This is a genomic window from Rhizobium sp. BK313 (assembly GCF_014193655.1).
Classification (GTDB): Bacteria; Pseudomonadota; Alphaproteobacteria; order Rhizobiales; family Rhizobiaceae; genus Rhizobium.
In genome coordinates this window covers 341592-362402 of the sequence record NZ_JACHZQ010000004.1, presented here as the reverse complement: position 1 = coordinate 362402, position 20811 = coordinate 341592, and the positions used below count along the sequence as shown (strand labels likewise).

At 60.3% G+C, this 20811-nt stretch carries 17 protein-coding genes; 15 read left to right on the top strand and 2 right to left on the bottom strand.

Annotated elements, in window-relative coordinates; all coding sequences use genetic code 11:
* Positions 1-5: 5 nt before the first annotated feature.
* The 15 genes from pcaH to FHT86_RS21785 all read left to right on the top strand — a co-directional run bounded on the left by pcaH (position 6) and on the right by FHT86_RS21785 (position 18646).
* Complete coding sequence (pcaH, locus tag FHT86_RS21855) at positions 6-755, top strand: protocatechuate 3,4-dioxygenase subunit beta (RefSeq protein WP_133709573.1); 750 nt, start codon at positions 6-8, stop codon at positions 753-755.
* A 2-nt stretch (positions 756-757) separates the two neighbouring features.
* Positions 758-1369, top strand: coding sequence for a protocatechuate 3,4-dioxygenase subunit alpha (pcaG, locus tag FHT86_RS21850; protein ID WP_183868887.1), 612 nt, complete (start codon positions 758-760; stop codon positions 1367-1369).
* Positions 1370-1372: 3 nt separating this feature from the next.
* Positions 1373-2422, top strand: coding sequence for a 3-carboxy-cis,cis-muconate cycloisomerase (locus FHT86_RS21845; protein ID WP_133709571.1), 1050 nt, complete (start codon positions 1373-1375; stop codon positions 2420-2422).
* 151 nt (positions 2423-2573) lie between these two features.
* The gene (locus tag FHT86_RS21840) at positions 2574-3746 is read left to right on the top strand and encodes an ABC transporter substrate-binding protein (RefSeq protein WP_133709570.1); all 1173 of its coding nucleotides are present in this window, start codon (positions 2574-2576) and stop codon (positions 3744-3746) included.
* A gap of 108 nt (positions 3747-3854) precedes the next feature.
* Entirely contained in the window at positions 3855-4718 is an 864-nt protein-coding gene (locus FHT86_RS21835) for a branched-chain amino acid ABC transporter permease (RefSeq protein ID WP_133709569.1), read from the top strand.
* A 1-nt stretch (position 4719) separates the two neighbouring features.
* Positions 4720-5724, top strand: coding sequence for a branched-chain amino acid ABC transporter permease (locus FHT86_RS21830; protein ID WP_133709568.1), 1005 nt, complete (start codon positions 4720-4722; stop codon positions 5722-5724).
* Positions 5721-6485, top strand: coding sequence for an ABC transporter ATP-binding protein (locus FHT86_RS21825; protein WP_133709567.1), 765 nt, complete (start codon positions 5721-5723; stop codon positions 6483-6485). Before FHT86_RS21830 ends, FHT86_RS21825 begins: the two co-directional genes overlap by 4 nt.
* Complete coding sequence (locus FHT86_RS21820; RefSeq protein WP_133709566.1) at positions 6466-7182, top strand: ABC transporter ATP-binding protein; 717 nt, start codon at positions 6466-6468, stop codon at positions 7180-7182. The genes FHT86_RS21825 and FHT86_RS21820 overlap by 20 nt, the downstream gene beginning before the upstream one ends.
* Before the next feature lie 156 nt (positions 7183-7338).
* On the top strand, positions 7339-10965 hold the full coding sequence (locus tag FHT86_RS21815; protein WP_133709565.1) for a hydantoinase B/oxoprolinase family protein: 3627 nt from the start codon (positions 7339-7341) through the stop codon (positions 10963-10965).
* 150 nt (positions 10966-11115) lie between these two features.
* On the top strand, positions 11116-11646 hold the full coding sequence (locus FHT86_RS21810; protein WP_133709564.1) for a winged helix DNA-binding protein: 531 nt from the start codon (positions 11116-11118) through the stop codon (positions 11644-11646).
* The gene (locus tag FHT86_RS21805) at positions 11643-13481 is read left to right on the top strand and encodes an ABC transporter ATP-binding protein (protein ID WP_133709563.1); all 1839 of its coding nucleotides are present in this window, start codon (positions 11643-11645) and stop codon (positions 13479-13481) included. Before FHT86_RS21810 ends, FHT86_RS21805 begins: the two co-directional genes overlap by 4 nt.
* A 56-nt stretch (positions 13482-13537) precedes the next feature.
* A complete protein-coding gene (locus FHT86_RS21800) occupies positions 13538-15061 on the top strand; it encodes an ABC transporter substrate-binding protein (RefSeq protein WP_133709562.1) in 1524 nt (507 codons plus the stop codon).
* A 62-nt stretch (positions 15062-15123) separates the two neighbouring features.
* Complete coding sequence (locus tag FHT86_RS21795) at positions 15124-16047, top strand: ABC transporter permease (RefSeq protein ID WP_133709561.1); 924 nt, start codon at positions 15124-15126, stop codon at positions 16045-16047.
* A gap of 5 nt (positions 16048-16052) precedes the next feature.
* Complete coding sequence (locus FHT86_RS21790) at positions 16053-16904, top strand: ABC transporter permease (RefSeq protein ID WP_133709560.1); 852 nt, start codon at positions 16053-16055, stop codon at positions 16902-16904.
* Positions 16901-18646: a M14 family zinc carboxypeptidase gene (locus tag FHT86_RS21785; RefSeq protein WP_133709559.1), complete on the top strand. Its 1746-nt coding sequence runs from the start codon at positions 16901-16903 to the stop codon at positions 18644-18646. Before FHT86_RS21790 ends, FHT86_RS21785 begins: the two co-directional genes overlap by 4 nt.
* A 3-nt stretch (positions 18647-18649) precedes the next feature.
* Here the strand turns inward: FHT86_RS21785 and FHT86_RS21780 are convergent, their stop codons facing one another.
* Together FHT86_RS21780 and FHT86_RS21775 are read right to left on the bottom strand one after the other, a co-directional pair.
* The gene (locus tag FHT86_RS21780) at positions 18650-19723 is read right to left on the bottom strand and encodes an ABC transporter ATP-binding protein (protein ID WP_133709558.1); all 1074 of its coding nucleotides are present in this window, start codon (positions 19721-19723) and stop codon (positions 18650-18652) included.
* A gap of 30 nt (positions 19724-19753) precedes the next feature.
* Entirely contained in the window at positions 19754-20791 is a 1038-nt protein-coding gene (locus tag FHT86_RS21775) for a LacI family DNA-binding transcriptional regulator (RefSeq protein ID WP_133709557.1), read from the bottom strand.
* Positions 20792-20811 lie beyond the last annotated feature (20 nt).

The window sequence follows — 20811 nt, the reverse complement described above, 5'->3', positions numbered from 1 at the left end:
CAGATGTGTCTGACAAAAGCAACAGTAAGCCGGAAACCGGCGTCTTTTTCGCCCGCGATCGCGCTTGGCATGCGCCGGCCTTCACGCCCGGTTACAAGACCTCGGTGCTGCGTTCGCCGCAGAGGGCTCTCTTGTCGCTGGACGGAACGATCTCCGAAATCACCGGACCGGTGTTTGGACATTCGATTCTCGGCGAACTGGACAACGACCTGATCCATAACTTCGCCAAGTCGGGAGAAAGCGCGATCGGCGAACGCATTATCGTGCACGGGCGCGTCCTTGATGAGCGCGGCCGGCCGGTTCCGGGCGTTCTGCTCGAATTTTGGCAGGCCAATGCCGGCGGGCGCTATCGCCACAAGAAAGAGACCTATCTCGCCGCCATCGATCCGAACTTTGGCGGTTGCGGCCGCGCCATCACCGACGAGGACGGTCATTACGCCTTCCGCACCATTAGGCCGGGCGCCTACCCCTGGCCAAACGGCGTCAACGACTGGCGGCCGGCACATATTCATTTCTCGATCTTCGGCCACGGTTTTGCGCAGCGGCTGATAACGCAGATGTATTTCGAGGGCGATCCGATGATTTGGAAATGTCCGATCGTCGGCACGATACCCGATAGGAAAGCCATAGAGCAGCTCATCGCGCCGCTCGACTGGGGCAATACTATCCCGATGGATGCGCGCGCCTATAAATTCGACATCGTACTGCGCGGCCGTCGCTCGACCTTGTTCGAAAACCGGCTGGAGGGCAACTGATGGTGCAGGAACTCGGCTATCTCAAGGAAACGCCGTCGCAGACGGCCGGCCCCTATGTCCATATCGGTCTAACTCCGAATTTTTGCGGTATCGGTGGCGTCTATGAGGCCGATCTCGGCACATCCATGATCAACGACAAGACGCTTGGAGAGCGCATCACGGTCAGGGGCCGGATTTTCGATGGCGCCGACACGCTGGTGAAGGATGCCGTCGTCGAGATCTGGCAGGCCGACAGCGCCGGGCTCTACAACAGCCCTGCGGAAATGCGCGGAACAGCCGATCCAAACTTCACCGGCTGGGGCCGCTGCCCGACCAGCGCCGAAGACGGCGTCTTTAGCTTCGAGACAGTGAAGCCCGGTCGCGTTCCCTATAAGGACGGACGCCGGATGGCGCCGCATATTACCCTCTGGATCGTCGCACGTGGCATCAATATCGGCTTGCATACGCGCATGTATTTTCCGGATGAAGCGGCAGCCAATTCGGAGGATCCATTGCTTGCCCGCATCGAACATCGCGACCGTGTCGCCACCCTCGTCGCCGGCCAGGAAGGACCGGTCTATACGTTCGACGTGCATTTGCAGGGCGACAAGGAAACGGTTTTCCTCGATATATAGGCCATGAGCATTTCCCCGTTCGATCACCCGTTTCTTTCCGGCCTCCTCGGCGACGAGGAAGTTTCGGCTTATTTTTCAGTAGATGCCGATATCCGGGCGATGCTTGCCTTCGAGACGGCACTGGCGAAAGCGGAGGCGCGGCATGGCGTTGTTCCGCAGGAGGCGGCGCAGCGGATCGCGGACGTCTGCGGCACGTTCCGGTCCGATATAGCCAGCCTGAAGTCCGCGACGGCAATAGATGGAGTCGTCGTCCCGGATCTCGTGAAGCAACTGCGCAAGACGGTTGGCGGAGAGGCCGCGCAGCATCTGCATTTCGGTGCTACCAGCCAAGATGTCATCGACACCAGCCTGATGATTCGGCTTAAGGCGGTCGCCTTCCTGTTCACTGGCCGTCTTTTCGCCGTTACGGCGGCGCTCGGAAAACTCGATAAGCAGTGCGGTTCGAATCGCCTGATGAGTCATACCCGCATGCAAGCTGCCATTCCGATCACGGTGTCCGACCGGTTGCGCGCCTGGCGTGATCCACTCGACAAATATCGTGATCGGCTGACGCAGGAGACTTTTCCTCTCCAATTCGGCGGCGCGGCCGGCACGCTGGAAAAACTAGGGCAGCAGGCCGCGGCCGTTCGCGCGTCATTGGCGCAGGAGCTGGATCTCACCGACGAGCCACAATGGCAGAACCAGCGCAGTGGGATCGCCGAGTTGGCGGGTCTGTTCTCACTGATCTCAGGAAGCCTTGGAAAAGTCGGCCAGGATATCGCCCTTCTCGCGCAGGCCGGTGACGAAATCGAACTCGCTGGGGGCGGCGGTTCTTCGGCTATGCCACACAAGCAGAACCCGGTCGCCGCCGAGGCGTTGGTGTCACTCGCGCGCTTCAATGCCGTTCAGCTTTCCGGCATCCATCAATCCATGGTGCACGAGCAGGAGCGCTCGGGCGCCGCCTGGACGCTGGAATGGTTGTTGTTGCCACCGATGGTGATGGCGACGGCCGCTTCACTGCGATTGGCGCGTGAGCTGATCGGCAGCGTAAAACGATTGGGAGCGGCGTCTTAAGCCGAAATCCAGAAACAAAGCATAACTTCTAGATTATGAATAAGAGCTCTTATTTCATTTTACATTACCATTTCGTATGCCAGATTGGCAGTTATAGAGGTTCATTAAAACAAGCTGGTCCAGGAGTAGACTGGCTGCGGGAGGAGAAAATATGAGACGGTTCGTTTTGGCCGCAGTTGCGGCTATCGCCATGGGCAGCGCGGCCTATGCCGATACGATCAAGATCGGCGTCATCGGTCCGTTTTCCGGCCCATTCGCCCTGCAGGGTAAGAATTTCAAGGCCGGGATCGATGCCTACATGGCAGTGCATGGCAACAAGGTCGGCGACAACGAGATCGAGGTGATCTATCGCGATGTGCCACAGGCCGACCCGGCGCAATCGAAATCCTCGGCGCAAGAACTGGTCGTCAAGGAGCATGTGCAATATCTCGCCGGCTTCTATTTCACACCGGACGCCATGGCCGTGACGCCGATCCTCAAGCAGGCCAACGTACCGATGGTGATCATGAACGCCGCAACTTCGGCGATCGTCACCAAGAGCCCGCTTGTCGTGCGCACCTCTTTCACGACCTGGCAGACCTCGACGCCGATCGCCAAGGTCGCGCATGACAGTGGCGTCAACAAAGTCATCTCGGTCGTCAGCGATTACGGTCCGGGCATCGATGCCGAAAATGCCTTCAAGGCGGGCTTCGAGAAGGCAGGAGGTCAGGTCGTTGAGTCCGTCCGCATGCCGTTGTCGACCAATGATTTCAGCCCGATCATGCAGCGCATCAAGGATTCCGGCGCCCAGGGGGTCTTTGCCTTCCTGCCCTCCGGTCCTACCACGCTCGGTTTCGTCAAGGCCTATAATGAAAACGGCCTGAAGGGTGCCGGCATCAAACTGTTTTCGCCTGGCGACCTGACGCAGGAATCCGACCTGCCGGCGCTCGGCGACGCAGCACTCGGCATGCAGACGACCTTCCATTATTCGGTCTCGCACGACTCTCCGGAAAACAAGGCCTTTGTCGCTGCCGCCGATAAGGCGATCGGCAATCCGGCCGAGCTCACCTTCCCGGCGGTCGGCGCCTTCGACGGCATGTATGTCATCTACAAGATGATCGAGGCGACCGGCGGCAAGCAGGATGCCCAGAAGGCCGTCGATGCGGTAAAGGGCCTCTCCTGGGTCAGCCCGCGCGGCCCGGTCACCATCGATCCGGACAGCCGGCATATCACGCAGAACATCTATCTGCGCGAGGTCGCCAAGGCTGCCGATGGCACATACATCAACAAGGAAATCCAGACCTTCGAAAAGCAGGGCGATCCGGGCCTTGCCGCGGCGAAATAAGGTCGGCCTTGGCCCAATCCTCGCGGATGCTTACGGAGCGGGCGGCTTACGTCCGTTCCGGTCAAGGAGGATTAAGGTAGGACCAGAAAAGATAATCGGACCAGCATCATGCAAACCGTGCTTAGCATAGCAGTGGATGCCCTCGCCTACGGCATGGTGCTGTTCGTGATTTCCATCGGCCTGTCCATCACCATGGGGCTGATGCGCGTCGTCAACCTGGCGCATGGCGCCTTCGCCATGATCGGCGGCTATATCGCCTCCTATGCGGCGCGTGATCTTGGCATGGGCTATGCGGCTGCGGTGCTGCTCGCTGTCGTGGGAACGGTGATCATCTCCATCCCGATCGAGCGGCTGCTTTACCGCCGCATCTACGGTGCACCGGAATTGACGCAGGTGCTGATGACCATCGGCATTACCTTCTGCATCATCGGTATCGCCAACTATGTCTTCGGTCCGACTTTGAAGACCATTCCTTTGCCGGGCGAGCTGCAGGGCTCCGTCAATCTCGGCTTCCGCACCATCGGCACGCATCGCCTCTTTGCGATCGTTTGCGGGCTCATCGTTGCATTGGCGTTGTGGTACACGATCGAGAAGACCTCGTTCGGCATAAAACTCCGCGCCTCGGTCGATAATGCCTCGATGGCGGCGGCCCTCGGTGTGCGCACGGAGATCGTTTATGCCGTCAGCTTCGCCGTTGCCGTCGGGCTTGCCGCTTTCGGCGGCGTTGTCGGTGCAGAGCTCTTGCCGGTCGAGCCCTATTATGCCCTGCGGTATATGGTGACCTTCCTTGTGGTCGTTTCGGTCGGCGGAGCCGGCTCCATTTCCGGGGCGCTACTTGCCTGTCTCATCCTTGGCTGCATTGATACGACGGGCCGTTACCTGATGCCGGAATATGGCGAATTCTTCTTCTATCTTGCCGTGATCGCGATCGTCTGTGTCTTCCCGCGCGGCCTCGCCGGAAGGGCGATATGATATGGCATTGACCATGGATCGAGAGGCCATCGCCGCCGCCAGCAAACGCCGCGCGCTCGGGCGCGACGCTATTGCCGTAGCGGTCATTTTTGTGCTGGCGGCGGCCGGTTATTTGCTGTTTCCGGAGAATCTCGCACTTCTGACGCGATTGATCGCCATCGCCCTTTTGGTCTTGTCGCTCGATCTGGTAACCGGCTATTGCGGGGTGGCGACGCTCGGTCATGCGGCTCTCTTCGGGGCCGGCGCCTATGCCGCAGGTATCGTATCGGCGCACTACGGCATCAACGATCCTCTGATCATGACGCTTGCTGGCATTGTCGGCGGCGCGGTCGCCGGACTGGTCTGCGGCATCGTCATCCTCAGAGCACAGGGCCTGCCGCAACTGGTGCTGTCGATCGCGCTGATCTATCTCTTTCATGAATTTGCCAACAAGGCGTCTGATTGGACCGGCGGCAGTGACGGACTTTCCGGCATCTCCACCGATCCGTTGTTCGGCCTGTTCGAATTCGATCTCTATGGGCATACGGCTTATATCTATGCCGTAGTACTTCTGCTAATCGTGTTGATATTACTGCGTTTTCTTGTGCGATCCCCTTTCGGCATGCTCTGCCGTGGCATTAAGGAAGATCCCCTGCGCATCCGTGCCATGGGCGCCTCGCCGAAAGCAGCGTTGATCAAGATGTATGTCATTTCCGGCGCCGTCGCGGGTGTCGGCGGTGCGCTAAACGCCATCTCCACCCAGGTGGTCGGACTCGACAGTCTATCCTTCACACAGTCGGCCGAAGCCCTGGTCATGCTCGTGCTCGGCGGCACTGGCTCATTGTTCGGGGCACTCGCCGGCACGGTGCTTTTCATGCTGTTCGAAGATTATGTTTCGGCCGCCAATCCCTTCCATTGGCTGACCATCGTCGGCCTGCTGCTGATCCTCGTGGTGCTGTTCGCGCCGAAGGGCATCTACGGCACGGCTGCCGCTTATGTCGCCCGCCGACAGGGGGGCCGTTCATGAGCGCGATCTTCGAGGTTGATCATTTGAAGAAAGCTTTTGGCGGGCTGACCGTGACCAACGATGTCAGCCTCTCGATGGCGCCGGGCGATCGTGTGGCATTGATCGGTCCGAACGGCGCGGGCAAAACCACTTTCGTCAATCTGGTCACCGGCAATCTGCGGCCGGATTCCGGTGAAGTCCGTCTCGGCGGCGAGATGGTGACAAGGGTCGGCGCCATCGGTCGCGTCCGGCGCGGGCTGGTGCGGTCGTTCCAGGTGACGCGGCTCTTTCAGGATATGACGTCGGCCGAGCATATCGGCCTTGCCGTCCTGCAGCGCTCCGGCCGCTCCGGCCGGATGTTCGGCAATTTCCTGGCCATGCGTGATGTCATGGCCGAAACCGAAGATCTGCTTGGCACACTCGGTCTTGGCGATCTGATGCATCGCAAGGTTAGCGAAATCGCCTATGGCCAGCAGCGACTGCTGGAGATCGCCGTCGCCATGGCGTTGAAGCCGAAGGTGCTGTTGCTCGACGAGCCCGCCGCCGGTGTGCCGCAGAGTGATACCGGCCGCATCGAGAAGGCGTTGGCCGATCTGCCCGATGATCTCGCCGTGCTGATGATCGAGCATGACATGGATCTGGTCTTCCGCTTCGCCAAGCGTGTCGTCGTGCTGGCCGCCGGCACTATCATCTTCGACGGCTCGCCCGCCGAAGTCACAAAGGATGCGCGGGTGCGCGAGGCCTATCTGGGGAGCTACGCCAATGCCGGCCACGCCGCTTGAAGTGGAAAATCTGTGCGCCGGCTATGGGCCGACGCGGGTGCTGGAAAATGTCTCGTTTTCCGTTCCCGCCGGCGCGCGGCTTGCCGTGCTTGGCCGTAACGGCATGGGCAAGACGACGCTGCTTGCAACGCTCGCCGGCCAGACGCGCCGCTATGACGGTCGTATCCGCCTGGGCGCCGCTGACGTCACCGGCCTGCCGAGCGCCAGACGGGCGCATCACGGTCTCGGCTACGTGCCTCAGACGCGGGATGTTTTCCCGACGCTGACGGTCGAGGAAAATCTCTCGGTCGGCTTGAAAGGCCGTCCGAAGACTGCCTTGCAGGAAGCCTACGACATGTTTCCGCGCCTCAAGGAACGCCGCAGAAATCTCGGCAACCAGCTCTCCGGCGGAGAACAGCAGATGCTGTCGACGGCCCGGACGATCCTTGGCCGTCCCTCCGTGCTCCTCCTCGACGAGCCGCTGGAAGGGTTGGCGCCAGTGATCTGCGAAGAGCTAATGGCCGCTTTCGCCAATCTTGCCAAGACCGGCGATATGACGATCCTCTTGGTCGAACAGCGCATTCAGAGCGCATTGGATTTTGCGGATCAGGTAATCATCCTCGAGCGTGGACGGCTCGCGTGGCAGGGGACGCCCGGCGCCCTCGCCCAGGATCATGTTGTCGTCGAGCGCCTGCTCGGCGTCGGCGGCCTGCACTAAACAAATCCTCCGACATTGCCGCCGGCACGGTTTTGTGGCCTATCCTCACCATGCAGTTAAACCTGCCTTGATCAGGATTCATTGTTGACGATAAAACGTCGACGATTTATCGATATTTTCTTAGTGAATGTTTGAGCGGTTTTGGTGGAGGCGGTCTTGTCAGGCAGCGCAGCGGGTCGTTGGGATTTCTGGATCGATCGCGGTGGCACTTTCACCGACATCGTCGGACGCGATCCCGCAGGAGAATTGCACGCCCGCAAGGTGCTGTCGGAAAATCCCGACGCCTATCGCGACGCCGCCGTCTACGGCATCCGCCTGCACCTCGGTCTGACGAATGGCGAGCCGATCCCGGCCGGCTTGATCGGCGAGGTTCGCATGGGCACGACGGTCGCCACCAACGCGCTCCTGGAGCGTAAGGGCGAGCGTCTTGCGCTATTGACGACCAGGGGATTCCGCGACGCGCTGCGCATCGGCTATCAGGAACGCAAGAAAATCTTTGCGACCGAAATCATTAAGCCCGAAGCGCTCTACGATGAAGTGGTGGAGATCGAGGAGCGCGTGCTTGCCGATGGCACGGTGGAGTTTGCCCTGGACGAGCAGGCGGCAGAAGCGGCACTGCGGGATCTGCGCGCCAAAGGCTACCGCGCCATCGCGATCGTCTTCATGCATGCCTATCGATTCCCGGCGCATGAAGCAGCCGTTGCCAAGATCGCAAGACGCCTCGATTTCGAGCAAGTCTCGGTCAGCCACGAGGTCTCGCCGCTGATCAAGCTGGTTGGCCGTGGCGACACGGCCGTAGTGGATGCCTATCTCTCGCCTGTGCTCGGCCGTTACATTAACCAGGTCTCGGAAGAGCTTGATATTGCTCGCACAGGCGCGCGTGTCATGTTCATGATGTCGTCCGGTGGGCTGACCGCTGCCGACATGTTCCAGGGCAAGGACGCCATCCTCTCCGGCCCGGCAGGCGGTGTGGTCGGCCTCGCCAAGACCGGCGAGCAGGCCGGGTTCGCCAATGTCATCGGTTTCGATATGGGCGGCACCTCGACGGACGTGGCGCATTTCGACGGCGAGTATGAGCGTGCTTTCGAGACGGAAGTCGCCGGTGTCCGCGTTCGGGCACCGATGATGCTGATCCACACGGTGGCTGCCGGCGGCGGCTCGATCCTGCATTTCGACGGCGATCGTTTCCGCGTCGGCCCGGATTCTGCTGGCGCTTTTCCCGGCCCCGCCTGTTATCGCAACGGCGGACCGCTAGCGGTAACCGATGCCAACGTCATGACCGGCAAGCTGCTGCCGGAATTCTTCCCGGCGATCTTCGGGCCGAACCAGGACCAGCCGCTGGATGTCGAAACGGTGCGCGGCAAGTTCGCCGAGCTGGCAGCCGAGATCGGCGACGGCCGCAGCCCGCAGGAAGTGGCTGACGGTTTCATCCGTATCGCCGTTGCCAATATGGTCGAAGCAATCAAGAAGATTTCGGTGCAGCGCGGCTATGACGTGACGCGCTACGCCCTCAACTGCTTCGGCGGCGCCGGCGGACAACATGCCTGCCTGGTTGCTGACGCGCTTGGCATGAAAAGCATTCTGCTGCATCCGATGTCCGGCCTGCTCTCGGCCTATGGCATGGGCCTCGCCGATATCAGGGCTACGCGACAGAAGGCGCTCGGCGTATCGCTCGACCATGCCGCGCCGGCAGCCATTGCCGCATTGGGCAAGGAGCTGCAGGGCGAATGTATACCGGAATTGCAGGCGCAGGGCGTGGCTGCGGTCGATATCCGCACGGTCCAGCGCGCTCACATCCGTTACGCCGGCACGGATACGATGCTGGCGGTCGAGGTTACCTTCCCCGAGATCGACGATCCAGCGCGGCTGCGCAGTGAATTCGAAGTGCTGCACAAGCGCCGCTTCGGTTTCGTCGCCGAGGATAAGCCGCTGGTAGTCGAGGCGGTCGAAGTCGAGACGATCGGAGGTGCGGCGGCCGAGATCGACATCGAGCGGAAAGAGGCAGGCAAGGGCGAAGCCGATGCGGCCCGTCGCACATCCTTCCATTCCCAGGGCGAAAGCCACGATGCGGCCGTCGTGCTGCGCGAGGCGATTCTGCCCGGCCAGACAGTGACCGGACCGGCCATCATCATCGAGCCGAACCAGACGATCGTCATCGAAGATGGCTGGCAGGCGAAGCTTACGGCGAAGGATCACATCATCCTAAGCCGCATCAAGGCGCTACCGGAGCGCACCGCCATCGGCACCAAGGCCGATCCAGTGATGCTGGAGATTTTCAACAATCTCTTCATGTCCATCGCCGAGCAGATGGGGGTGACGCTGCAGAACACCGCCTATTCCGTCAATATCAAGGAGCGGCTGGATTTCTCCTGTGCCGTCTTCGATGCCGAGGGCAATCTCGTCGCCAACGCGCCGCACATGCCTGTGCATCTCGGTTCCATGGATGCCTCGGTCGCGACTGCCATCCGTGAGAACCCGGTCATCCACCCCGGCGACGTCTTTCTGATCAATGCGCCCTATAATGGCGGCACGCATCTGCCGGACCTCACCGTCTGCACGCCGGTCTTCGACGATGCCGGCAAGGACATTCGTTTCTGGGTCGCCAGCCGTGGCCATCACGCCGATATTGGCGGCATCTCGCCTGGTTCCATGTCGCCTCTTGCCACCCATATCGAAGAGGAAGGGGTCTATATCGACAATTTCAAGCTCCTCGATCGCGGCCGTTTCTGCGAAGACGAGCTGGCGAGGCTGCTGACGGGCGCCCGCTATCCGGTGCGGACGCTGGCGCAGAACGTCAACGACTTGAAGGCGCAGGTCGCCGCCAATGAGAAGGGCGTCGCCGAGCTGAAGAAGATGATCGTCCATTTCGGCGAAGACGTGGTCGACGCCTATATGGGCCATGTCCAGGACAATGCGGCCGAAAGCGTCCGCCGCGTTCTCGATCGCCTGCCGGATGGCGAGTTCAGCTATGAGATGGATCAGGGCTGCAAGATCGTCGTCAAGATTTCCATCGACAGGAACAAGCGCGAGGCGACGGTGGATTTCACCGGTACTTCGGAGCAGCGCGCTGACAATTTCAATGCTCCGCGGCCGGTAACGCGCGCCGCCGTTCTCTACGTCTTCCGCGTCCTCGTCGAGGCCGATATTCCGATGAATGCCGGTTGCCTGAGGCCGGTCCGGATCATCATTCCGGAGGGCACAATGTTGACGCCGAAATATCCGGCCGCTGTGGTCGCGGGCAATGTCGAGGTCAGCCAGGCCGTCACCAACTGCCTGTTCGGTGCGGTCGGCACACTTGCCGCTGCCCAGGGGACGATGAATAATCTTACTTTCGGCAACGACGCCTATCAATATTACGAGACGATCTGCTCCGGAGCTCCAGCAGGTCCGGGCTTCAACGGCGCCGATGCGGTGCACACACACATGACCAATTCGCGCCTGACCGACCCGGAAATTCTAGAAACACGCTTTCCCGTGGTGCTGGAGGATTTCCACATTCGCCCGAATTCCGGCGGGCGTGGCAAATGGAACGCCGGCAACGGTACGCAACGCACGATCCGAACCCGCGAGAAGCTGGAATTTGCCGTGCTCTCCGGCCATCGGCGCGTCGCACCGTTCGGTGTCAAGGGCGGTGAACCGGGTCAGACCGGCCGCAACTATGTCCGGCGCAACGACGGCACGATCGAGGAGCTGATCGGCGCCGCCCATACGGTGCTGTACGCAGGCGAGGCCTTCACCGTCGTCACGCCGACCGGTGGCGGCTACGGCAAGCCGGAGGCATAGAAATGTGCCTCCGCAGTCGGCTCAAACGCGGCCGTGTGCACCGCAAAAAAGCCGGCCAATCATAGTTGAATCTTAGCGATAATTTGTTGACAAATTGTCTTTGTCGGATAGTCTGCCTGACGTACTTCAATCCGGTTATGTGAGAGCTCTTTGGATAAGCCGAAGGAACGAAAATCTCCCCGCGAATTGATCGTGTCGTCCGCTCATCTGGCGGGTGGCAGTTCTCCGGCCCTCTCCGAACTTGAGTATGGATTGATCCTTTTCTCGCATGCCTTTAACCGCTGGATGGTTCGTTGCATGGCGGCTGCCGGTGTCCCCAGCCTGTCACCGGTCGAGATCCTGATCATCCATTCGGTGCGACACCGCGGACGGCCAAAGACACTGTCCGATCTCTGCCTTGTGCTCGACATCGAAGACACCCATGTCGCCAACTACGCCGTAAAGAAGCTGGAGGCTGCCGGTCTCGTCAAGACCGGCAAGGCCGGCAAGGAAAAGATGATCCAGGTCACAGACAAGGGCCTGGAAGCGCTGACGCGCTACTCCGAAATCCGCGAGCGGCTGCTGGTCGAGGCGACCAAGGTTTCCGGCCTCTCTCAGGACGATCTTTCCGACATCGCATCGCATTTGAGAGCACTGTCGGGCTATTACGAACAGGCAGCGAGGTCAGCGGCAACCCTATGACCCTACCGACCGAGACCCGAAGCGACCCTTCTGCCCCCGTTCTTTCGGTTCGCTCGCTGTCGGTAGACTTTCCCCAGAGATTCGATGACTTCCAGGCTGTGAAGTCGCTCAGTTTCGATGTCCATGCCGGCAAGACGCTTGCCATCGTCGGCGAGTCCGGCTCCGGCAAATCGGTGACATCAAGGGCGATCATGCGCCTCACCGACTATTCTGGTGGTCGCATCAGCGGCGGCGAGGCGATCTTCCGAAGCCGCACCGGGCCGCTCGATCTTCTCAAGGCAAACCCCGAACGCATCCGGCAGATCCGCGGTGGCGAGATCGCGATGATCTTCCAGGAGCCGATGACCTCGCTTGATCCGGTCTTTTCGATCGGCGACCAGATCACCGAGGCGGTGTTGCTGCATCAGAGGACATCGCGTGCCGAGGCCAATCGCATTGCCCGTGACACGCTGGAGAAAGTCCGCATTCCCGACGCCGATGCGATGATGAAGCGTTATCCGCATCAACTGTCCGGCGGCATGCGCCAGCGCGTCATGATCGCCATGGCACTCTCTTGCCGACCACAGCTTTTGATCGCCGACGAGCCGACCACGGCGCTCGATGTCACCATTCAAGCGCAGATCCTTAACATCATCAGAGAATTGCAGCGCGAGCTCGGGATGGCGGTGATCTTCATCACCCACGACATGGGTGTGGTCGCCGAAATGGCGGACGACGTCATCGTCATGCGCCATGGCGAAAAACTGGAGGACGCGCCGGTGCGAGCCTTGTTCTCCAATCCTCAACATGCCTATACGCAGGCGTTGCTCGCGGCCGTACCGCGGCTCGGCAGCATGTCCGGGAAGCCCGCGCCCAACAGCGATGCACTGGATGCCAAACGCTCAGACGCCAAGCCGCCGCTTCTTCAGGTCGACGGACTGACCGCCCGGTTTCAGGCGCAGAAAAACATGTTCGGCCGGGTGACGCATCGCGTGCACGCGGTCGAAGGCATCTCCTTCGAGATATCAGCGGGCGAGACGCTGGCACTGGTCGGCGAATCCGGCAGCGGCAAATCAACAACCGGCCGCATGCTTCAGCAGATCATGCAGCCGACCGGCGGCAAGATACGTTTCCGCGGACGTGACATCGCCGAAATGCAAGCGCGCGAGAGACACTCGCTGCTGCAGAAGATCCAATATATCTTTCAGGACCCCTATGCCGCGCTCGATCCGCGTCAGCGGGTCGGTGCCAGCATTGCCGAGCCGATGGTCGTTCACAAGCTATTGCCGACCAGGGCGGCAATTGAGGCGCGCACCAATGATCTGCTGGATCGCGTCGGCCTGCCGCGCGACTACCGGACGCGGTTTCCGCATGAGCTTTCGGGTGGCCAGCGCCAGCGCGTCTGCATTGCGCGCGCGCTTGCCAGCGATCCCGAACTGATCATCGCCGATGAGTCCGTCTCGGCGCTTGATGTCTCGATCCAGGCGCAGATTCTCGACCTGCTGCTGGAATTGCAGAGGGAGCGCGGGCTTTCCTACCTGTTCATCACCCATGATATGGCCGTCGTCGAAAAGATCAGCCATCGCGTCGCCGTCATGTATCTCGGCCAGATCGTCGAGATCGGTACGCGGCGGGAGATCTTCGAGAATCCGCAGCATCCCTATACGCGCAAATTGCTCTCCGCGATCCCGATCCCCGATCCCGATCGCAGCATTGATACCTTGCTTTTGACCGGCGCTATTCCGAGCCCGGTCAGGAAAATCGGCGACGAGCCGGCGCTTCTCGAATATCGCCGATTCTCGCCCTCTCACTTCGTTGCGGCCGAGCCGCAGAAGCTGTCCGCAGCCCTCCCATAAGGACAGACCACCCACCCGAATTGCATAGCCACAAAAATACTTAGGGGAACAAAACAATGAAACTGACAGGATATCGCAATCTTCTTTTTGCTGCCGCGCTATCGCTTCTGCCGATCGCGACGACATCAGCGCATGCCGCCGGCACCTTGACCGTCGCGCTTGAAATAGACGACGGCAGCTGGGACCCGATCGATACCTTCACCCTGACCTGGGGCCGTATCGGCAGCAACCTCTATGACGGTCTGGTCCTGCGCGGCCCCGATCTGAAACTCTATCCCGGCCTAGCCACCAGCTGGCAATTCCTGGATGACAACAAGCGCATCCGCTTCACGCTGCGCAAGGGCGTCAAGTTCCACGACGGCGAAGATTTCAATGCTGCCGCGGTCAAGTTCACCTTCGACCGGCTCCTCGGCCCTGAAGGCGCCAAGGGCCCGCAGCAGGCGAACTATACCTCGATCGGTTCGGTCAACGTTGTTGATGACTATACGGTCGATTTTATCCTGAAAAACCCGGACCCGGTGCTGATCACCAAACTCGCCGGCTACGGCGCGATGATCGTGCCGCCGAAATATATTCAGGAAAAGGGTGATACCTATTTCAATCTCCATCCGGTCGGGACCGGCCCGTTCAAGTTCGTCGACTATAAGCCCAAGGTCAGCCTGACGCTGGAAGCCAACCCGGACTACTGGGGCGGAGCACCGAAGCTCGGCGGCCTTGTCTACCGCTTCATTCCGGAGGCCGCGACGCAGGTATCCGAGCTGCAGTCGGGCGGTATAGACATCGCGACGCTGGTGCCAATCAGCCTGATCGACACGATCAAAAGCGATCCGAAGCTGGAAGTGGAAAGCATCACCGGCCCCGACGTTGTCATGTTGCGTTTCAACAGCGCCGACGGCATCACCAAGGACCCGGCCGTTCGCAAGGCGATGATCGAGGCAATCGATCGCGATGCGATCATCGAGCAAATCCTGCAGGGCAACGGCAAGCCGATTGCCAGCCTGCAGAGCTCGCTGTCCTTCGGCTATGATCCTAACCTGAAGCCGCTGCCTTTCGATCCGGCCGCCGCCAAGGCCGCGCTCGACAAGGCCGGCGTCAAGCCCGGCACCAACGTCGAACTGTCCTTCATCGGCACGAACGCCACGTTCCGCGAAGTCGCACAGACGGTTGCCGCCTATCTGCAGGCCGTCGGCATCAACGTTTCGCTGAAGTCCTACGAATCCAACGTCTATTACACCGACCTGGTGCCGCACGGCAAAACCGGCCCGCTCTATCAATATCAGTGGGGCGGCTGGACCTTCGATTTCGACAATACGGCCTACCTGCTCTATCACAGCGGCCAGTTCTGGAATCCCTACATCAAGGACGCCAAACTCGATCAGATGCTGGAGGCGCAGCGCGCGACCTACAATGTCGACGAACGTAAGAAGATCCTGAACCAGATCGCCGATTATACCGCCGATCAGGCTTATGAGATCCCGCTCTATAACAGCAATACGCTCTATGCGATCAACAAGCGCGTCCACAATCTGCCGCCGACGCCCGATATCCGCTTCCGCTTCCTCGACACCACTGTTGAATAAGTCGAACCCGGTATGACTGCCCGCTGACAGGCGGGCAGTCATCGTTTCAGCAGGGGCCAATTATGCCAGTCTATATCTTGAAACGTCTGTTTCAGGCGCTGTTCGTCGTGATCGCCGTTACGCTGCTTGTGTCCTATGCGATCCGCCTGTCCGGCGATCCCACGGCCATGCTTGTGAGCGGTGGCGGGGCTATCAGCGAAGCGGATCTGCAGCGCATCCGTGCCGGTCTTGGTCTCGATCAGCCGTTCCATATGCAATATCTGAACTTCCTCGGGGGCGTCATAAAAGGCGATTTCGGCAATAGTTTCTTCGGCGGCACGCCGGTCTGGACGCTCATCGCGCAGGCCCTGCCCGCCACGCTGCTGCTCTCTTTCCTGTCGCTGGTCATTTCCTTCCTGATCTCCATCCCGCTCGGCATCCACGCCGCAGTCAAGGCTGGCTCATGGTCGGATCAGATCATCCGCATCTTCTCGCTGATCGGGCTTTCCTTCCCGAATTTCTGGCTGGCGATCATGCTGGTGCTGATCTTCTCGATCAAATTGGAATGGCTGCCGTCAAGCGGTTTCCTCGTCTATCAGGGTATCGTCCTGCCCTGCTTGACGCTGGCACTCATCCTGTCTGCCATCAATGTCCGCATCGTGCGCTCGGCGATGCTCGAAACGCTCTCGACCCAATATATCCTCGTTTCGCGCGCCAAGGGTCTGAAGGATCGTGTCGTGCTCTATAAGCACGCCCTTCGCAATTGCCTGATCCCGCTTCTGACGTTCGTTGGCCTGCAGTTCGGCGATCTGCTCGGCGGCGTCGTCATCGTTGAGCGGGTGTTCAACTGGCCGGGCATGGGCAGCCTCGCTTTCGACGCGATTTCGGCGCGCGACTATCCGGTGTTGCAGGGAACGATTACCGTGCTGGCGCTGATGATCGTGCTCACCAATCTTGCAATCGATCTTGCCTACGGCATCATCGATCCCCGTATCGGAAGGAAGTGACTGACATGGCCACCTCTTCCGCAAAGCGCGCTTCTCTCTTTCGCCATACACCGTTGGAGCTGATCCTCGGCATTGTCTTTACCACCAGCATGGTCGTGCTGGTCGTGTTCTCCGACGTGATCTTTCACGGTACGGCGGACATGATGGATCTGCGCGCCCGACTGCTGCCGCCCTTCGTCAGCCTGAAGCATATATTCGGCACCGATCCGCTTGGCCGTGATGTGCTGGCCCGCATCGCAGCCGGAGGCAAGATCTCGCTGATCGTCGGCATATTGTCGGTCGGCGGAGCCACTCTTGTCGGCACGACAGCCGGGTTGATCGCCGGTTATTTCCGCGGCGTCGCCGACATGGTCCTGATGCGGATCGCCGACGTCCAGCTCGCAATGCCCTTCATGCTGATGGCACTCACCTTCATCGCCATCGTCGGACCTGGCCTTTCCATTTTGATCGTGCTGATGATCATTGCGCAGTGGGTGCAACATGCCCGCCTGGTGCGGGGTCAGGTGCTGTCGCTACGCGACCGCGAATTCATTCAGTCGGCGCGGGCGATCGGTGTCGGCAGGGGCCGTATCATCTTCAAGCATATCTTGCCGAATATCATCGGCCCGGTGATCGTGCTAATGACGCTCAACGTCGCGAATAATATCCTGCTTGAAAGCAGCTTGACCTTCGTCGGCCTCGGCGTCGATGCGACAATTCCGAGCTGGGGCGGTATGCTGGCCGATGGTCGTACGTATGTGCAATCGGCCTGGTGGGTTAGCGTCTTTCCGGGCTTTGCCATCATGTTCACTGTTCTCGGGCTCAATCTGCTCGGCGACTGGCTCCGCGACTATCTCGATCCGACGAGGGAAAAATGACCACGATTCTCAATCTCGATGTCCCGCGTACGCTCGATGCGCTGGTCTCCCTGTTGCTTTCCAGCCCGCCGAGTCAGCCGGTCGAGGCATGGCTGTTCGACGACGGCCCCTCACGCAAGGCAGCGGAGGAAAAGCTCGCCGCCGCCGGCATAAAGGCGCGCATCCGCAGCGCCTACAAGCCGCTGGTCTATTTCTTCCTGGAAGAGGTTGATGTTTCCTCCCTCACCCGGATCGAAGTCGGCTATCCGGTTCATGCCGCTGCCGATCCCCATCGTTTCTTGATCGAAGCCTATCCGCTGGCCGCACTCGTCGGCGATGCCGAAATATCCTTCCGCCCCAACGATCTCGATCTCGTCTATGACGTTACGCTGGTAACGAAGAGCGGCGAAACAAGCACGCATGCCGTCTTCGCACCGAATATCGTCGAGGACGATCATGTCGGCGCGCCTGTCTTGCGTTGCTGCGGCTGGCGGAGGGCGGTCGGCATTGCAGATGCCGGACAGCGCCTGAAGGCAGATTTCGAGATCCTGTTCCTCGCGGCCATCAATGCGGTCAAGCAGCATCATTGGGAGCGGCAGCAGCCGTATTTCGACCGGCTTCGGATTGCGGTCGATCTGCCAGCCAATGATCGCGATCTGGATTTCTGCAGCGAAAGCATCAGCCTACGCGAAGCTATGCATGAAGACCTGTTCTTCGCCGTGCGCGAATGCCTGAATGCGGAGATGGGTGCGATGGCCGGCAGAGGCGGCGCGAGACCCGGCCAGGTGGTGCCGGATATCCGTGCCGCAAAGGCAGATCCGCGGATTGTGATGACCGTCGAGAATTTTGGCGAGCATTCAGAGACCACCGGTCCGGAAAGCGCGATCGAAACCGCCAGCCGCCCGCTGAAGATTGGCCAGATTCGAAACGAACTATCAAAAATCGAGGGCGAGCCGATCAAAGCCATCTCGCGAGAAGGTCGCGAAGTGCTCGGGCGTTACCACAAAGGCCCCGGTCCCGCCGTTCTCATCTCGTCCGGCCAGCACGCCAATGAGACCAGCGGTCCGGTCGGTGCCTTGAGAGCCGCGCAGGCGCTTGCCGCCGATCCCAATTCGCATTTTGCCATCGTCCCCGTCGAGAATGTCGACGGCTATGAACTGCATCAGCGCCTGATCGTCGAAAACCCGTTCCATATGCATCACGCCGCCCGCTATACGGCCTTCGGCGACGATCTTTCCTTCACCGTCCCCGCCCCCGCCTATGAGCGCGATGCACGGATGGCGGCCCTGGCACTGTCTTCCGCAAAGCTCCATCTCAATCTGCACGGCTATCCTTCACATGAATGGACACGACCGATGTCCGGCTACCTGCCGCGCGGATTCGAGCTTTGGACGATCCCGAAGGGCTTTTTCCTGATCATCTGCACCCATCCCGGCTGGGAAACGATCGGCGAGACGTTGCTTGACGAAGTGGCGCGGCGATTGGCGGAAGACAAGAATCTCGTCGACTTCAACGCCAAGCAGATCGAATGTGTCCGGCTACATATGCCGAACGCGCCGTTCGAGGTGCGCTACGGCATTCCCGTGTTGAAGCAGGTCAGCTCCCTCTACCAGGCGCCGCTGACGATCATCACCGAGGCGACCGATGAGACGGTCTACGACCAGACGTTCATCGATTGCCATGAGGCACAGACCCGCACAGTACTCTTTGCGGTCGAAGCCTACAGGCGCCTGGCCGAAAACAGTGATTTTCCGGCGGTGTAGTCGCTAGTGTCTGGTCTGTGACCGAATGCGTTTGCCATCCGCGCCAAAAAGCAGCGCCTTCCTGGCGCTGAAACCTATCGTGATCGTCTCGGCATTGCGGATTCCTTCTTCTGACCGATCCTCAACGATGACGCTGTCGCCGGAGGCAAGTGTGCCGTAGAGGTAACGCGTGCCGCCGAGATTTTCGATGACGTCGATACGCATATTGATTTTGCCGTCGGCTTCACCGGTTTCGGTGAAATGTTCCGGTCGGATGCCGACCTTGACCGGCTGGCTCAGACCGGCAATGCCAGATCGGAACGAGCCGCCCGTCGCGAGCGTCACCGTGCCATCGGAACCGAGTGTTCCCTCAAGAAAATTCATCCGCGGCGAGCCGATGAAACCGGCAACGAATAGGTTGTCCGGGTCTCGATAGAGCGTGTCTGGCGTGCCCGCCTGTTCGATCTGGCCGCTGCGCATGACGACGATCTTATCGGCAAGCGTCATCGCCTCCGTCTGATCGTGGGTGACGTAGATCATCGTCGCGCCGATCTTGCGATGCAGCTTGGCGATTTCGACGCGCATGGAGACGCGCAATTCGGCATCGAGATTGGAGAGCGGCTCATCGAATAGGAAGACGGCGGGATCGCGCACGATCGCCCGCCCGATGGCCACACGCTGGCGCTGGCCGCCGGAAAGCTGCGCCGGCTTGCGCTTCAAGAGTGGCTCGATCTGCAATGTGGCGGCGGCCGCAGCGACGCTGCGGGCGATCTCGGCCTTGCCGACGCCGGCCATGCGCAGCGAAAAACCGATATTCTGCTCCACCGTCATATGCGGATAGAGCGCATAGTTCTGAAATACCATGGCGATGCCGCGCTGGATCGGATCGGCCTTGTTCATCTGCCGCCCGTCGATCAGGAGATCGCCGCCGGTGATCTCCTCCAGCCCGGCGATCATCCGGAGCAGCGTTGATTTTCCGCAACCGGATGGGCCGACGAAAACGGTGAAAGAGCCATCATCCACGGCAAGGTTCAGGCCCTCGATGACGCGCAGCGCGCCGTAGGACTTGTCGATGTTCTGCAATTCCAGGCTGGCCATGGCTTCCTCCCTACACTGTCCCTTCAGTCTCTATGTCAGTCGGCGCGTCGAGCCTCGCAGGATGATGTCGCATTCCAGAAGTGTGGTGCGGTTATGGCTGCCAGAAGGGTCGGCCAGGCGCTCCACTAGAATGTCGGTAATCGTATCGGCGATCTTGGCGACCGGCTGCGCCACCGCGGTAATCCCGGCATCAAGAAGGCGGAAAATTTCGACGTCGTCAAAGCTGACTAGGGAAATGTCGGTCGGTACCCGCAGGCCGTTCTCCTTGAACCAGCCTAGTGCTCCCATCGCCATATTGTAGTTGGCAGCGAAGATCGCAGTTGGTGGCGTCTCAAGCTGCATCAGGCGTTTAGTCGCCTGATATCCGCCCTCATATACCCAATTGCCGCGCACGGTCAGCGCAGGATCCATCGGCAATCCGTATTCGATAAGCGCTTGTTCATAACCGGTGAGGCGTTCGACGGCCGAGGAGTTGGCGGGATTGCCCGTCAACATGCCGATGCGCTGATGGCCGAGATCGATCAAATGCGTGACAATACGATAGCTTGCCTTCTGATTTTCGACCATCACTCGATCGGCAGCGAGCCCTTTGACGTCGTTGTTGTAGAAGATGATCGGCACATCATGGGTAATGAGATCGTCAACGCGGTGATAGACCTCCGCCGTCCCGTCCATAACCAGCGCATCGACACGCTGGGCGGCGAAGAAATCAAGCGCCTCGGCGACGATGCGTGGATCGCCGCCATGGCAATAGGTGAGCAGCGCCCGCCCGGTCTGGCGTACGGAGCGGGCCAGATGCTCCAGCATGCGTGCATGAAATTCGTCGAAGGTCGGCACCAGGAAGCCGATCATATGGGTGAGATCGGTGCGGATCGAAGCGGCGGCGGCGTTGCGCCGATAGCCGAGATCGTGGATCGCGGTTTCGATCTGCTCGCGGTTCGAGCGGCGGATGATCTGGCCGTTGAGATAGCGCGACACGGTGCCAACAGCGACATTGGCGGCCTTGGCGACATCGATGATGGTCGCGCTGCGCCGCTTGGCCGTTGTTCGATCCGTTGTCTCTGACATGTGAAGCTGGCTCCAAAGCT